At 66.8% G+C, this 13,456-nt stretch carries 9 protein-coding genes and 2 pseudogenes; 4 read left to right on the top strand and 7 right to left on the bottom strand.

What is annotated here, in order from left to right; all coding sequences use genetic code 11:
- Nucleotides 1-66: 66 nt before the first annotated feature.
- The 4 genes and pseudogenes from pheA to BW733_RS06330 form a co-directional block, all read left to right on the top strand.
- Nucleotides 67-975 carry a prephenate dehydratase gene (gene pheA / locus BW733_RS06345; protein WP_077348929.1) on the top strand — a complete coding sequence of 303 codons (909 nt, stop codon included), beginning with the start codon at nucleotides 67-69 and terminating at the stop codon, nucleotides 973-975.
- Nucleotides 976-1,120: 145 nt separating this feature from the next.
- Nucleotides 1,121-1,638, top strand: a pseudogene (locus tag BW733_RS06340) (transposase); the annotation flags it as partial.
- 590 nt (nucleotides 1,639-2,228) lie between these two features.
- On the top strand, nucleotides 2,229-3,695 hold the full coding sequence (gene ltrA / locus BW733_RS06335; RefSeq protein WP_077348927.1) for a group II intron reverse transcriptase/maturase: 1,467 nt from the start codon (nucleotides 2,229-2,231) through the stop codon (nucleotides 3,693-3,695).
- Nucleotides 3,696-3,811: 116 nt separating this feature from the next.
- A pseudogene (locus tag BW733_RS06330) lies at nucleotides 3,812-4,600 on the top strand (ISL3 family transposase); the annotation flags it as partial.
- 68 nt (nucleotides 4,601-4,668) lie between these two features.
- On the opposite strand, the gene BW733_RS06325 reads toward BW733_RS06330, so the two are convergent.
- The 7 genes from BW733_RS06325 to BW733_RS06295 form a co-directional block, all read right to left on the bottom strand.
- The gene (locus BW733_RS06325) at nucleotides 4,669-5,619 is read right to left on the bottom strand and encodes a tyrosine-type recombinase/integrase (RefSeq protein WP_202970299.1); all 951 of its coding nucleotides are present in this window, start codon (nucleotides 5,617-5,619) and stop codon (nucleotides 4,669-4,671) included.
- 19 nt (nucleotides 5,620-5,638) lie between these two features.
- Nucleotides 5,639-6,937, bottom strand: a complete 1,299-nt coding sequence (locus tag BW733_RS06320) for an IS256 family transposase (RefSeq protein ID WP_077348779.1) — start codon at nucleotides 6,935-6,937, stop codon at nucleotides 5,639-5,641.
- 191 nt (nucleotides 6,938-7,128) lie between these two features.
- A complete protein-coding gene (locus tag BW733_RS06315) occupies nucleotides 7,129-8,064 on the bottom strand; it encodes a tyrosine-type recombinase/integrase (protein ID WP_161490154.1) in 936 nt (311 codons plus the stop codon).
- Nucleotides 8,061-9,002, bottom strand: coding sequence for a tyrosine-type recombinase/integrase (locus BW733_RS06310; RefSeq protein ID WP_077348923.1), 942 nt, complete (start codon nucleotides 9,000-9,002; stop codon nucleotides 8,061-8,063). The genes BW733_RS06315 and BW733_RS06310 overlap by 4 nt, the downstream gene beginning before the upstream one ends.
- A 334-nt stretch (nucleotides 9,003-9,336) precedes the next feature.
- Nucleotides 9,337-9,789, bottom strand: a complete 453-nt coding sequence (locus BW733_RS06305) for a DUF1931 family protein (protein ID WP_058954393.1) — start codon at nucleotides 9,787-9,789, stop codon at nucleotides 9,337-9,339.
- A 515-nt stretch (nucleotides 9,790-10,304) separates the two neighbouring features.
- The gene (locus BW733_RS06300) at nucleotides 10,305-11,606 is read right to left on the bottom strand and encodes an ISL3 family transposase (protein WP_077348921.1); all 1,302 of its coding nucleotides are present in this window, start codon (nucleotides 11,604-11,606) and stop codon (nucleotides 10,305-10,307) included.
- A 286-nt stretch (nucleotides 11,607-11,892) separates the two neighbouring features.
- Nucleotides 11,893-13,392, bottom strand: a complete 1,500-nt coding sequence (locus tag BW733_RS06295; RefSeq protein ID WP_077348919.1) for a bifunctional phosphatase PAP2/diacylglycerol kinase family protein — start codon at nucleotides 13,390-13,392, stop codon at nucleotides 11,893-11,895.
- Between the last annotated feature and the right edge of the window lie 64 nt (nucleotides 13,393-13,456).

Here is a 13,456-nt window from a genome sequence, read left to right as displayed (position 1 = left end):
CGCCGTGGCGGGCCACGACCTAAGACGCGGTGCGAAGTCCCGCGGCCGAGGGGGCAGGATAGGACCGTGCTCGGATACTTCGGTCCCGCTGGGACGTTCACCCATCAGGCGCTGCGTACGGTCACCGACGAGGAGGCGCTCGCCTTCGCGAGCGTTCGCGAGGCCCTCGACGCCGTCCGCAGCGGCGTTGTGGACGGCGCCGTCGTGCCGATCGAGAACTCGGTCGAGGGCGGCGTCTCGGCGACGTTGGACGAGCTGATCGCAGGCAGCCCGCTCTCTATCCGCCGCGAGATCGTGATCCCGGTGGAGTTCGGGCTGTACGCCCGTGAGGGCACGCGGATCGAAGACGTGCGCAACGTCCTGACCCATGGCCACGCCGCGGCGCAGTGCCGCAACTGGCTGTCAGTGACGCTGCCCGAGGCGACGGTGACCGAGGCCGGCTCCACGGCAGGAGCGGCGGCTGAGGTCGCCAGTCCCGACTCGCGTTTCGATGCGGCCGTCTGCGCGCGGGTCGCAGGCGAGATGTACGGGCTGACCGAGCTCGCCTACCAGATCGAGGACAACGCGGGCGCCGTCACCCGCTTCGTCGAGGTGGGGCCCGCCGGCCCCGTCCCGCCCCAGACAGGCGCGGACAAGACGACCATCGTGGCGTTCATGCGCCAGGACCACGCGGGCGCCCTGCTGGAAATCCTCGAACAGTTCGCGGTGCGAGGGGTCAACCTGAGCCGGATCGAGTCTCGCCCCACCAAGACCGCGCTCGGTTCCTACTTCTTCTCCATCGACTGCGAGGGACACCTGCACGACAGGCGGGTCGCCGAGACGCTGCAGGGCCTGCACCGGGTCTGCCCCCAGGTCTACTTCCTCGGGTCGTACCCGCGAGCCAACCAGCGACGCCCTGAGATCGGCATCGGGTTCAGCGACCAGGAGTTCGACGCGGCCGCATCCTGGGTCAACTCGCTCTCCCGTCGGCGCTGAGCTGGGCAGAGTAACCCCGACCGACGAGATTTACCGGCTCTTCGCAGATGAGGGTGTAGAAGCTGACGGCGCGGCGGTGTCGGGATCGAAGTCGAGGTCTCCCGAGGATGGAAGTTCTCACACTGCCCATCCGGAAGACCTCGACGTGCACGACGCTACCTTCACTCGCCCTGACCTGACCACGTTCTGCCGACTGGATGAGCTCGGTCTCGAAGCCGTTGGGCAACGGCTCGAGCCCGACCGCGCGGTGATCGCTTGCCGCGTCGTCGAGCTCGACCAGTGGTGCCGTCGCTGCGGCTGCGAAGGGGTTCCGCGGGACACGGTGGTCCGGCGGCTTGCGCACGAACCGCTCGGGTGGCGGCCCACGACGCTGGAGGTCGTCGTGCGCCGTTACCGCTGCAGGGCTGCGGGTATGTGTGGCGCCAGGACACCACCGCCGCGGCCGAGCCCCGGGCCAAGTTGTCTCGTCGCGCTCTGCGGTGGGCGCTGGAAGGGATCGTGGTCCAGCACCTGACCATGGCTCGGGTCGCCGAGGGGCTCGGGGTGGCCTGGGACACCGCCAACGACGCCGTTCTGGCCGAGGGCAAGCGGGTGCTGATCGACGAGGAGCACCGCTTCGAGGGGGTGAAGGTCGTCGGGGTCGATGAGCACGTGGTGCGCCACGAGGCGCTGTTGTATCGGATGGAGGTGGGAGACCTGCATTGGTTGGCCGTCGTAGCGGCCAGGTGAAGCTGACGGCAGCCTGTCCTGGGGGAACGCCTGGGGTGGGTGGGAGCAGCCGTGACAAAGTCAGGACGGTCCGGTACTGCCGGATGGGCCGTGTCTGGTGAGCAAGACGGGAAGGTGTACGAGAGGAACCGGTGTCGTAAAGCCTCTTGATCGTCGCCCAGCTCTAACCCGGTGGATCGGGGCTGGTTTGCGGTGCGTAACCGCTTGTCGGGGCCGTCGTTGATGGTCGTGGCGGGTGGGGAACTGTCGGAACGGTGGTATGTGTCGGGTCCGGCAGGTCGTGGTGAAGGTCTACGGCGTAGCCACGACGATGCCGCAGGGGTAAAGCCGGACGCCTCGCCCGTCTACCGAACAGCAGTGAACGTGGGAACCATCCGCATTCCGCTCCCCGCATTGGTGGGGGATAGGTGCGTTGCCTGCCGAAGGGTGTGGGTGGGGCGGAGCCGTCGTAGTACTCCGAGGCCGGGAAAGCCGGTCACATGGGGAAGGGCGGCAGTGAGAGAAAGCAGAAGAAGGTGAATGTAATGTCCGAAGACGCGCCGGTGAATGTCGGCGCCTCCGGGTGGCCCGGCGATGCTCGGGCCTATCTGGGGGTACGGAGGATGCAGACCAAGCTGCATGGTTGGGCGGCCACCGATGGTGGCCGCCGGTTCGATGACCTGTGGAACCTTGTGTGTGATCCGGCGTTCTTGACGATGGCGTGGGAACGCGTCGCCGGGAACAAGGGGTCCAAGACTCCCGGGGTGGACCGTGTCACCGTGGCACGGATCAGTTCCGGGGTCGGGGTGGAGGAGTTCCTGCGGAACCTCCGAGCCCAGTTGAGGGCTGGAGAGTTCAGGCCGGTGCCGGTGCGGCAGGTGATGATCCCCAAGGCCAGCGGCAAGCTGCGCAAGTTGGGCATCCCAACCGTGACCGACCGGGTGGTGCAGGCAGCTTTGAAGCTGGTCCTGGAACCCATCTTCGAGGCCGACTTCAAGTCGTGCTCCTATGGGTTCAGACCCAACCGGCGCGCGCAGGACGCGGTCGCCGAGATCCACCACTTCGCGAGCAAATCGTACGAGTGGGTGCTGGAGGCCGACATTGAGGCGTGTTTCGACATGATCGACCACACCGCCTTGATGGACCGGCTCCGGTGCAGGATCGGTGACAAGCGGGTGCTCGCGCTGGTCAAGGCGTTCCTGAAAGCCGGCGTGCTCACCACGGTGGGCACGACCGAAGGGACGATCACCGGCACCCCACAGGGCGGGATCTTGTCCCCGCTGCTGGCCAACATCGCCCTATCAGTCCTCGATGACGAGTTCACTCGCCGCTGGGACCATGAGATGGGCACGGCCGGAAAGCGGGCCTGGCGCCGTGACCACGGCAAAGCGTCCTACCGGCTGATCCGTTACGCCGATGACTTCGTCATCGTCGTGAAGGGCAGCCAAGAACACGCCGAGCAGTTGCGTCACGAGGTGGCAGAAGTACTCGCCCCGATGGGGTTACGGCTGTCACCGGAGAAGACCCGCGTGGTCCACATCGACCACGGGTTCGACTTCCTCGGCTTCCACATCCGACGGATGCGGAAACGAGGAAGCAACAAGTGGTACGTCTACACCCTGCCCGCGAAGAAGGCCATCGCCTCGATCAAACAGCGGGTGAAGACCATGACCTACAGGCACACCCTGCACCAGGACCCGGGATACCTCATGGACTATCTCGGGCGGGTGCTGCGGGGATGGGCGAACTACTTCCGACACGCGGTGGCCAAAGCAACCTTCGCCGCGATCGACTCCTACACGTGGGAGCGGATCACGGCATGGCTACGCAAGAAGCACCGCCGACTCGGATGGCCAGAACTCCGCCGCAGGTACTGCCTGCCCGGAACCTGGCGCCTCGCTCACAACGGGAAACGGTTCACCGGCGCCGCGAGCGTCCCGGTGACCAGGTACCGCTACCGCGGCTACCACATCCCTACCCCCTGGGACCGGCCAGCTGTCACCACCAGCTGAACCAGCCCTCTCTCATGGAGAGCCGGATGCGGTGAAAGTCGCACGTCCGGTTCGGCGGGCGGCCTGGGGAAACGGACCGGGAGCAATCCCGACACCGCGCCCCAGGCCGACCCAACTGGAGGCACACCCGTCGCGGCGACAGGTACGTCACCGTGATCATCGACCTCACCCCAGTGCGAGATGGCACCGGCCCGGCACGGCTGCTGGACATGGTCGAAGGACGCTCCAAGCAGGCGTTCAAGACCTGGCTGGCCGACCGCCCGCAGGAGTGGCGCGACGGCGTGAAGGTGGTCGCGATGGACGGCTTCACCGGGTTCAAGACCGCCGCCGTCGAGGAACTGCCCGACGTGGTGACCGTGCTAGATCCCTTCCACGTCACGCGCCTCGCTGGCGAGGCGCTCGATGAGTGCCGACGGCGAGTTCAGCAGGCCATCTGTGGGCACCGCGGCCGCAAGGACGACCCGCTCTATGCCGCCCGCCGGACCCTGTCCACCGGCGCCGACCTGCTCAACGACAAGCAGAAGGACCGACTGGACACCCTGTTCGCCGACGACGCCCACGTCGAGGTCACCTGGGGCGTCTACCAGCGGATGATCGCCGCCTACCGCCACGAGAACCGGCGCCACGGCCGCGAGCTGATGGCCCGGCTCATCGACTCGATCAGCACCGGCGTCCCCAAGGCCCTGGTCGAGATCACCAAGCTCGGCAGGACGCTGAAGAAGCGCGCCGCCGACGTCCTGGCCTACTTCGACCGGCCCAGCACCAGCAACGGGCCCACAGAGGCGATCAACGGCAGGCTCGAGCACCTGCGCGGCTCGGCGCTGGGGTTCCGCAACCTGACCAACTACATCGCTTATGCGGAATTCCGCATAAGCGATGGTATGTCGACCTCGGGGTTATGTTGACCGGCTCGGTGAGCGCCCGGGCGGGGCAGGGGTGAACGGTTGAGCGGGTCAACATAACCATCGCGGTGTCACCGGTTCTTGAGGAACGCGATGAGAGCGTCGGATGCCTTGTATCGGGCTGGTGGCCGCTCGTCGAGCGCGGGGACGCGTTCGAGGGTTCGCTGCTTGAGTTCCAGGTCGGCATGCAAGTAGATCTGCGTGGTCTGGATGTTCGCGTGCCCGAGCCAGAGCGCGATGCTGGCGGTGTCGATGCCGGCGTGCAGGAGGCTCATCGCGCAGGTGTGCCGCAGCGTGTGCGGCGTGACGTTCTTCCCTGTCAACGAAGGACACCTCTCGGCCGCGGTCGCGGCGTGCCGGGTAACGAGCTTCCCAACGGCAGCCCTGGTCAGGGGTGTCCCGCTGTTGGTCGGGAACAGCGGCCCCTCTCGCGCTGGTGGGAGCTCGGCGAGCCAGGCAGTGAGGAGCTTGACGGTGTTCTTCTGCAACGGGATCACGCGTTGCTTGCGGCCCTTCCCGACGCATTCGAGTTGGCTGTGTGGTCCGAGCTGAAGGTCACCGACGCGCAGGTTGATGAGTTCGCTGACGCGGAGTCCGGTTTGGATGCCCAGGTGCAGCAGGAGCCGGTCGCGGCGACCGAGCCAGGTCCGGGTGTCCGGGGCAGCGATGAGCGCCTCTGCTTCGGGGGCGGTGAGGAACGACACGAGCGTGGTCTTGGTGCGTTTCGCGGGGATCGTGAGGACCTGGCTGATCGTGGCGATCGCGTCAGGTGCCCGGTAGCTGGCGTAGGTGAAGAACGACCGCAGCGCCGCCCGGCGGGCGTTGCGGGTCGCGACGGAGTTCCCGCGCTCGGTTTCCAGGTGCTGGAGGAACCCGCCGATCAGGTCTGCGTCGAGATCGGCCAGCGTCAACGCCGATGGCGCGATCCCGGTGGCCCGCTCAGCGTAGGTCAGTAGGAGCCGGAACGTGTCGGCGTAGGCGGCTTTCGTGTGCGGGCTGGTATCCAGATGAGGTATTGTCAAATCCTGTGGATGAGCCTTCTCAGGCAGCCTGCTGGATGGCTTGGTCGGAGGGGTCTGGTTCGACGAGTTTGCCGTCTTTGAAGGTGGCGCCTGCTCGGACTTTGGCTACGAGGTGGGGTGCCCGGATCGCTCGCCACCTGTTCTGCGCGGATTGCATCAGCTTGAACGCCATCGCGATCCCAGCGGCCCGGCTGCCTGGGCCTTTCGTGACCCGCTGACGGAGCCTGACGGTCGCGAATGTCGACTCGATCGGGTTCGTGGTACGTAGATGGACCCAGTGCTCGGCGGGGTAGTCGAAGAACGCCAGCAGCACGTCGGTGTCGTCGACGATCTTGGCAGCCGCCTTGGGCCACTTGGTGCCGTAAGCGGCGGCGAACGCCTTCACAGCGGCCTTGGCGTGGGGCTTGTCTTCGGCCTGCCATATCTCCCGGATCGCGGCCAACGCACCCGGCTGGGCAGACTTCGGCAGCGCGGCCAGCACGTTGCCGGTCTTGTGCCACCAGCACCGTTGCTCCTTCGTGGCCGGGAACACGTCCCTGACGGCCTTCCAGAACCCGAGCGCCCCGTCACCGATGGCCAGGGTGGGGGCGGTCATGCCGCGGCGTTTGCAGTCCCGCAGCAGGTCCGCCCACGACTCCGAGGATTCCCGGAACCCGTCGGCCAGGGCGATCAGCTCCTTGCGGCCATCAGAGCGGACGCCGATCATGACGAGCAGGCAGACCTTGTCCTGGTCCAGACGGACCTTCAGGTGGATCCCATCGACCCACATGTAGACGTAGTCCGACCCCGCCAGGGACCGTTCGTTGAAGGCCCGGGCCTCGTCTTGCCACTGCCTGGTCAACCGGGTGATCACCGCCGGCGAGAGGCCCTTGCCGGTGCCCAGGAACTGCTCCAACGCGGGGGCGAAGTCATTGCTCGACAGGCCGTGCAGATACAACAGCGGCAGCACCTCGGCGACCTGGGCCGATTTGCGCGCCCACCTGGGCAGGATCGCCGAAGCGAACCTTGCCCGCTTACCGGTGGCCTCATCGACGCGCTTATCGTTGACCCTGGGCTGGCGGACCTCGACCGCGCCAGCGGCGGTGGTCACCAGCCGCTGGGCGTGGTAGCCGTTGCGCACCACCAGCCGGCGGCCCTGCTCGTCCACCTCCGCCTGGAACTGCTCGATGTAAGCGTCGACCTCGGCCTGCAACGCCGCAGCCAGCATCCGCCGGGCACCATCACGCACGATCTCATCAAGCACCGGCCCGTCTCCCTCTCGAGCCTCGGTCGGCTGCCCCTGGTTGGCCTCCCAGCCCTCGGGAACTACATTGGACATGGACGCACCTTCCCGGACCAACGCTTCCAACGTCGGCCCATGATCAGAATCTCTGTTACTGAAAGATCATCCCCGAGAAGGTGCGTCCCTCGCACCCCAGCCCCGGGGACCATCCACAGGATTTGATCATTCCTCTATCCAGATGCCGGTCGAGCTTGTCGGTGAAGAACCGTTGCAGCAACGGCGCGAGGTCACTCATCACCGCCCCCTCTCGCTTGGATGCGCTCCGCGAGAGCAGCCGCCAATTCGGGAGTGTTCGACAGATACCAGTAGGTCGCCTCCGGGCCGACGTGTCCGAGGAACGCCGACAGCACCGGCATCATCGCGTCGACATCGCCGCCGGTTCGGATGTGCCCGATCAGGGTGTTCGTCGCGAACGAGTGCCGGAAGTCGTGCAGCCGGGCGGCCGGCTCGGTCGGCCCGCCGGCCAAGCCAGCGGCCTCGCGGATCTCTCGGAACGTGTTCCCCGCGGTTGAGCGGGCGATCCGGGTGCCTCGGCGGGCGACAAACACCGCGGTCGTCTTCGGGACCGGGAACGTCCGATCCCGTAGCCGCCGATACCTGCGGATCGCGGTCATCGTCGTCGGGCGGAGTGGGACGAGGCGGGACTTGCCGAACTTCGTGTCCGTGACCCGCACCCAACCGCTGCCATCACCGGCATCGTCGTCGATGGTGATGTCGTCGTCGTTGAGGTTCCTCGCTTCGCTGATCCGCATCCCCGTCACCGTCAGCAGTCCGAGTAGCGTTTGCCAGGAAGCCGCCCGGACTCGTGGGGTCAGCCTGCCTGCCGCGACCAGCAGCGTGTCGATCTGCTGGTCGGTGAAGATCCGCGGGCGAGGACGATGAGCGCCGTAGGGTCGTCCGTCCAGGACGGGGACCTCGGTCGCGGGGTCGAACCAGGCGACATGCTCGGCGAACTGGCGGACATAGTTCAGTCGCTCCAGCACCGTGCCGCGGGAGAACTGTGCTGCCCACGCGGTCGCCAGATCCCGACGGATCGTGGGCTCACCGGCGTCTTCCATCCAGCCGACGAACGCATCCAGAGTCTTGCCTGGCGCGACGAGCTTGAACCCGAGTGCCCGCCGGGTCGCCAGGTAACCGTCCATCAGATCGCGCAACCCGCTCATCGTGGACACCTGCCCAATGACGCGGCCGCCGGCCATTCGGGTGCGAGAGCGGTGAGCCGGTTCTTGTCGACCTTGGCGTAGAGCGCGGTCGTGCGTAGATGCGCGTGGCGTAGCAGCCCCTGGACCTCCTGCAACGTCGCCCCAGTGGCGAGCATCCCGGTCGCGAACGTGTGCCGCAGCCGGTGTGGGCCGAACTTCTCCACCCCGGCCTTGATGCAGATTTGCCGGATCGACCCGCAGACACCGTTGGCGCTCAGTGGCTGGACCGGATCGATGACCGTCCAGAACACCTCCTCGCCCTGGACCCTGCCGCCGCGGCAGTGGAGCACGTAATCCTCCAAGGCGTGGCCGACCTCGTCGGGCAGTGGGAGCTCATCGACACGGTCACCCTTGCCCCGGATGCGTAGGCTTCCGGTGCGCCAGCCGATGTCGTCGAGCCGAAGGCCGGCGATCTCACAAGCGCGCAGCCCGAGCCCGGTAAGAAGCAGCAGGATCGCCCGGTCACGCAGCCCTTTCGGTGAACGCAGATCGAGAGAGTCGAACAGTGCCTCGATCGTGCCCGCCGGCACCGGGTCCGGAATCGATGAGAGTCGCCACGCCGCCGCGTGCGGCACCACCCCGGACAGGTCCTGTCCCATCCGACCGGAGCGGTGAGCGTACTGCAGAAACGAGCGCAGCATCACCAGCTGCTTGCCCAACGTCGATGCCATCAGCCCACGCGCTGCTTCCAGGTCCACCCACTCGATCAGCATCGCCGCGGTCAGCTTCCGCAGCGACTCCTCGACCGGCGCGGGCAGCCACTCCACGAATGCTGCGACGCGAGCCGTGTACGCGGCAGCCGTGCACTCCTGCGCTGATCGCTCTTGGAGCAGCCACCTCTCGAACTCATCCAGCACATCCCGCACGTCGGCGCGGCGCTGATCACGATGAACCACCATCTCGGTCCTCCTCGACCTGAAGCCGAGCGATCCCAGCGACCGCCCCGGTCAGATCAAGCGAACCCCGACTCCAGAGCCAATGGTTATGTTGACCGGCTCAACCGTTCACCCCTGCCCCGCCTGGGCGCTCACCGAGCCGGTCAACATAACCCCGAGGTCGACATACCATCGCCAGATCGCTGCTCGAGACCGGCGGGTTCAGACCCCAACTACACCCTGGATCATGATGAGCCGAATTGACACCACGCTATTGGACTCACCCGCGGCCAGGCCTCCCGCTGACGCAGTGCTGGACCTGCCACGCGCAACCCGAATCGAGGTCTTGTCCGGCACGCTAAAAGAGCAGGTCAAAGATAGCCATGGCCCGCTCCCAGTGCACGCTCTGCGGGTTTTTGACCTTAGGATCGAGGATTTTGAAGGCACGTGCCAGCGCCACCGTCAGCCCGCCGACCAGGCGCGGCAACTCCGCTTCCATCTCATAGCTGTAGGCCAGGTCGAGCGGGGGCAGGGCTACCAGCTGATCCAGGATAGGCTGAAGCTCCAGTGCGGTGTCCAGCCCGTCGAAGGCCCGCATGCTCTCCTTGAAGCCGAGCGTCAGCGGCAGGTCGTGCAGCTGGATGACGTCTCGCTGGTTGTCCTTGGCCGTGGCCTGCGCCGCCAGCAACAGATCGTAGACCTTCTGCCGCACGAAATCGTTCAGCCGCGCCAGGTCGTTCTTGTCCACGTCCAGGCCGGCTGCCTCCCGAAAGAGCCGTTCAAACTTCGATACGCCGATGATTTTCGCCATAGTTCTATCTCCTCCTGTCAGACTTACAGTGACACTATAGCTTGTGGCCGGAATAACTGCGAACCAAACTTGGAAGCTCTATAAGGAATTCGAAGGTAGAGGTCTCGGAGACGAAACTGCTCGAGTAACCCTTCGGACTGTGCTGCTAATGACGCCCGAGAATCTTCATGTCAATTCCTTCATGTATGAACCAATCGTGGACATGTCGGACAAGTCTCTCCGAGATCTCTATGCCGCCGTCGCGGAGCTTGAAAGAGGTGTCACACCTCAGCACACTTCGAGCACGACCTAAGCACCAACCTGTTCTATAGGCACGACGCTCGTCCATGGCACCAGGAGATCGCGCTAAAAAAGCGATTCCCCGCAGGACGCTATAAGTTCGTCTTGTGCCCGGCCTGGCCCAGGCGAGTGACAGGCTCGTCATAGCTTGCCTCCAACAGTATCTGTAGCGCCTCGGCGGCGGCCTCCGCGCCTCGGCGCACAGTGCCGGGCTTCACCGTGAGGTAACCGGCTCTTCACAGAAGTGAGTGGATCATGGGTCTGAACCCGCCCGCGTCGAGTAGGCATCGGGCGGTGTAGTTGACGATGTTGCGGAACCCTCTGGCTGTCCCGCGGAGGTGTTCCAGCAGGCCGTTGATCGCTTCGCTGGGGCCGTTGGACGTGCCGGGGTGGTCGAAGAACGCGAGGATGTCGTCGCGGCGTCGATGAAGGGTTTTGCCCAGTGATCTGAGCTCGTTGAGGCCGGCTGGGACTCCGCTCTGGAGGCTGTCGATGAGCCGGGTCATGATCGCCTTGCCCTCGGTGGGGTCGTCGGCTTGGTAGGCGGAGATGACGTCCTGATAGACGCTCCAGGTGGCTTCGAAGGCGGCGTGACGCTCGTCGGTGAGGACTTTCAGGAGGCGGTGCTGCTGTTTCTCGGTGAGCAGCGCGGCGCGGGTCCGGGCGACGCGTCGGATGCCGTAGAGCGGGTCCCCGGAACGGCCACGATGCCCCAGGGTCTCCTGTTGGATGCGTTGCCGGCACTGGTCGAGTTTGTCGCCGACCAGTGCCACGACATGGTAGGGATCCATCACGGTGACGACGGTGTCGATCGCTTCGACGGCGGCTGACTTGTAGCCGGTGAACCCGTCCATCGCGACCACCTCCACCGAGTCTCGAAACGCCTGCGTCCGGGCCTCGAGCCAGTCCTTGAACACCTGCTTGGATCGGCCCTCGATCACGGCCAGTAACCGCGAAGGGCCGGTTCCGGTCCTTGTCGGAGTAAGATCGATGATCACGGTGACGTACTTGTCGCCGCGGCGGGTATGGCGCCACACGTGCTCATCCACCCCGATCGCGGTGACCCCATCCAGCCGGCCTGGGGTGTCGATGAGCAGCTCGGCGCCGGCGGCCAGGATCGCGTCGCAGGCCGTGTTCCACGCCACTGCGAGATTGGCTGCGACCCTCGCGATCGACATGCGGTCAACCACGATGGACTTGACCGCCATCATGATCGCGTCGCGGGAGAGTTTCCCCTTCGACGGAGCTGCGGCCCGGATGTCGTGTCGCCAGATCCGGCGGCATTCCAGGCAGCGGTAGCGGGGAACGACGATCTCCAGGATTGTGGGCTTCCAGCCGTACGGCACGTGCGCCAGGCGCCGTAGTACCGAGTCGTGGCGGATTCCGCGCTCGCCGCAGCCGAGGCATGGCGCGGGCGCGGTGGTGGGCCGGCAGCGCAGGACCGTGTGGTCGGGTTCGACCCGTTGCGCGGTCACGGTCAGCCCGAGACGGTCGAGCCGGCAGAACATGTCAAGGGAAGGTGGGGTAGCGTTTCGCATAAGGGCCCTTGGGTGATCAGATGAGGCGTAGACACCTTCATCCTGCCAACCCGAGGGCCCCCACCCCACCCCGGCCCCACCAACGCTGCAGGGCCCCGGGTCAGCAGTCGCTCAAACGCTCCCCTTCAACCCACTGCCTTCTGTGAAGAGCCGATTTACCAGGCTCCGCCGCGATCAGGGCATCCGCCCAGGTGGAACGACGGATGGGTGCAACTGCGGTCCTCCGTCCCGTCTTCGGCAGGAAGTGAACCTCGACGGCGGCCCTCCGCCGGAGGGTCGCCGTCGTTCAGGCGACGATCAGCGCTGCTCCCTGGGAGACGGTGACCCGCACCCGGGTCACGTCGCCAACCACGTCCCCGTCGATCTGGAACGGCACGGGGTGCTCCGCGAGCATGGCGACCTCGTGGCCGGAACGCCGCTCCAGCCCCGCGATGTCGCGGCGCCGGGTCAGCACCCCGGAGATCATGGCGAGCACCTCGGAGCGGACGCTCGGGGTGGCCACGAGCAGATCCAGCCGACCGTCCGAGGGATCGGCGGCCGGGAGCAGGGTGACACCGGGGTGCAGCGACCCGACATTGCCCACCAGGAGGAGCGACGCGTCCAGCCGGTCGGTGTCACCGTCGAGGGTCACCGTCGTGGCGACCGGGTCCACGTCGACGTGCCGGAGCCCGGCGAGCAGGTAGCCGAACGGCCCAACCGCACGCTTGGCCCGTTCGGAGGTGTCGCGCAGGACGGCGGCGTCGGCGCCTGCGCCGACCATCGCGACCGCCCAGCGCGGGGCGTCGCCGTCGACCTCGACGCGGAGCAGGTCGAGCGGGCGTGCCGGCGAGGCCAGCGCGACCCGCACCGCGCGAGCGGCGTCGAGGGGGAGGGAAAGGTTTGTGGCGAGCAGGTTGCCGCTGCCTGAGGGGATGAGCCCGACCGGCACAGGGTTCCCGGCGAGCGCGCCGAGCACCTCCCGGGTCGTGCCGTCGCCGCCGACCGTCAGCAGCAGGTCGGCACCGTCGACAGCCGCCTCGCGTGCGATTCCCGCGCCGTGGTCCTCGGCCGTGGTGGGGATCCATACGGGTGGCGGGCAGCCGCGCCTGGCCGTCTCGCGGGACAGGAAGCGCTCGAGCGAGCGGCGACCGCGCACCCGGCCCGGATGCCACACCACGTGGATCGTCCGTGGGTTCTGGATCGGCGGGGTGGTGTTCCACGCGCCGGTCACCGTCGCAGCCAGCGCGGCGGAGAAGAGGGCCACGATCGCGCCGCCGAGGACGTCGCTGACGTGGTGGACGGAGAGCACGAGCCGCCCGATGGCAACGGCCGCGGCCAGCAGGGCCGAGGCCACCGCGACGAGCACCGTGGTGCGGAGGTGCCGGGAGAGCGCCCAGGTGGTCTGGACGATCCCGATCGCCAGGGCCGTTCCCGCGGCGGCATGCCCGGAGGGGTAGGAAGCGAGGGCGTCGAGATGTCCGATCATGTCGGGACGCGTGCGGCCGACGAGGGACTTCAGCACGGTGGTGATCGAGACCGTCAGGCCGATCGCGAGGAGCATCGAACCGGAGAGGTCGCGCCAACGATGTCGGAAGAGCGCCCCGACGAGGAAGAACATGATGATGTAGGCGACGACGGGCTGGAGGACGTTGGCCCAGATGACCGCGAGCAGCCCGCCGGTCGAACCCTCGGTGACAGGTCGCCACGGCCACAGGGCGTCGAGCGAGGTGGGCAGCCACACCGTCCACGCAACGACCGCGACCCCGAGCAGCAGCGTCACGACGGAGGGGATGGCGCGGCGGAGCATCCCACGATTCTCCCACGCTGAGCGCGCTGACGCCCACGGCGTCGGCAGAACATCCCGTCGACGG

Origin of the sequence: Tessaracoccus flavescens, from assembly GCF_001998865.1 — a bacterium.
Lineage (GTDB): Bacteria > Actinomycetota > Actinomycetes > Propionibacteriales > Propionibacteriaceae > Arachnia > Arachnia flavescens.
Note: the sequence above shows the minus strand (reverse complement) of the source record. Positions and strands in the feature narration are given on the sequence as shown.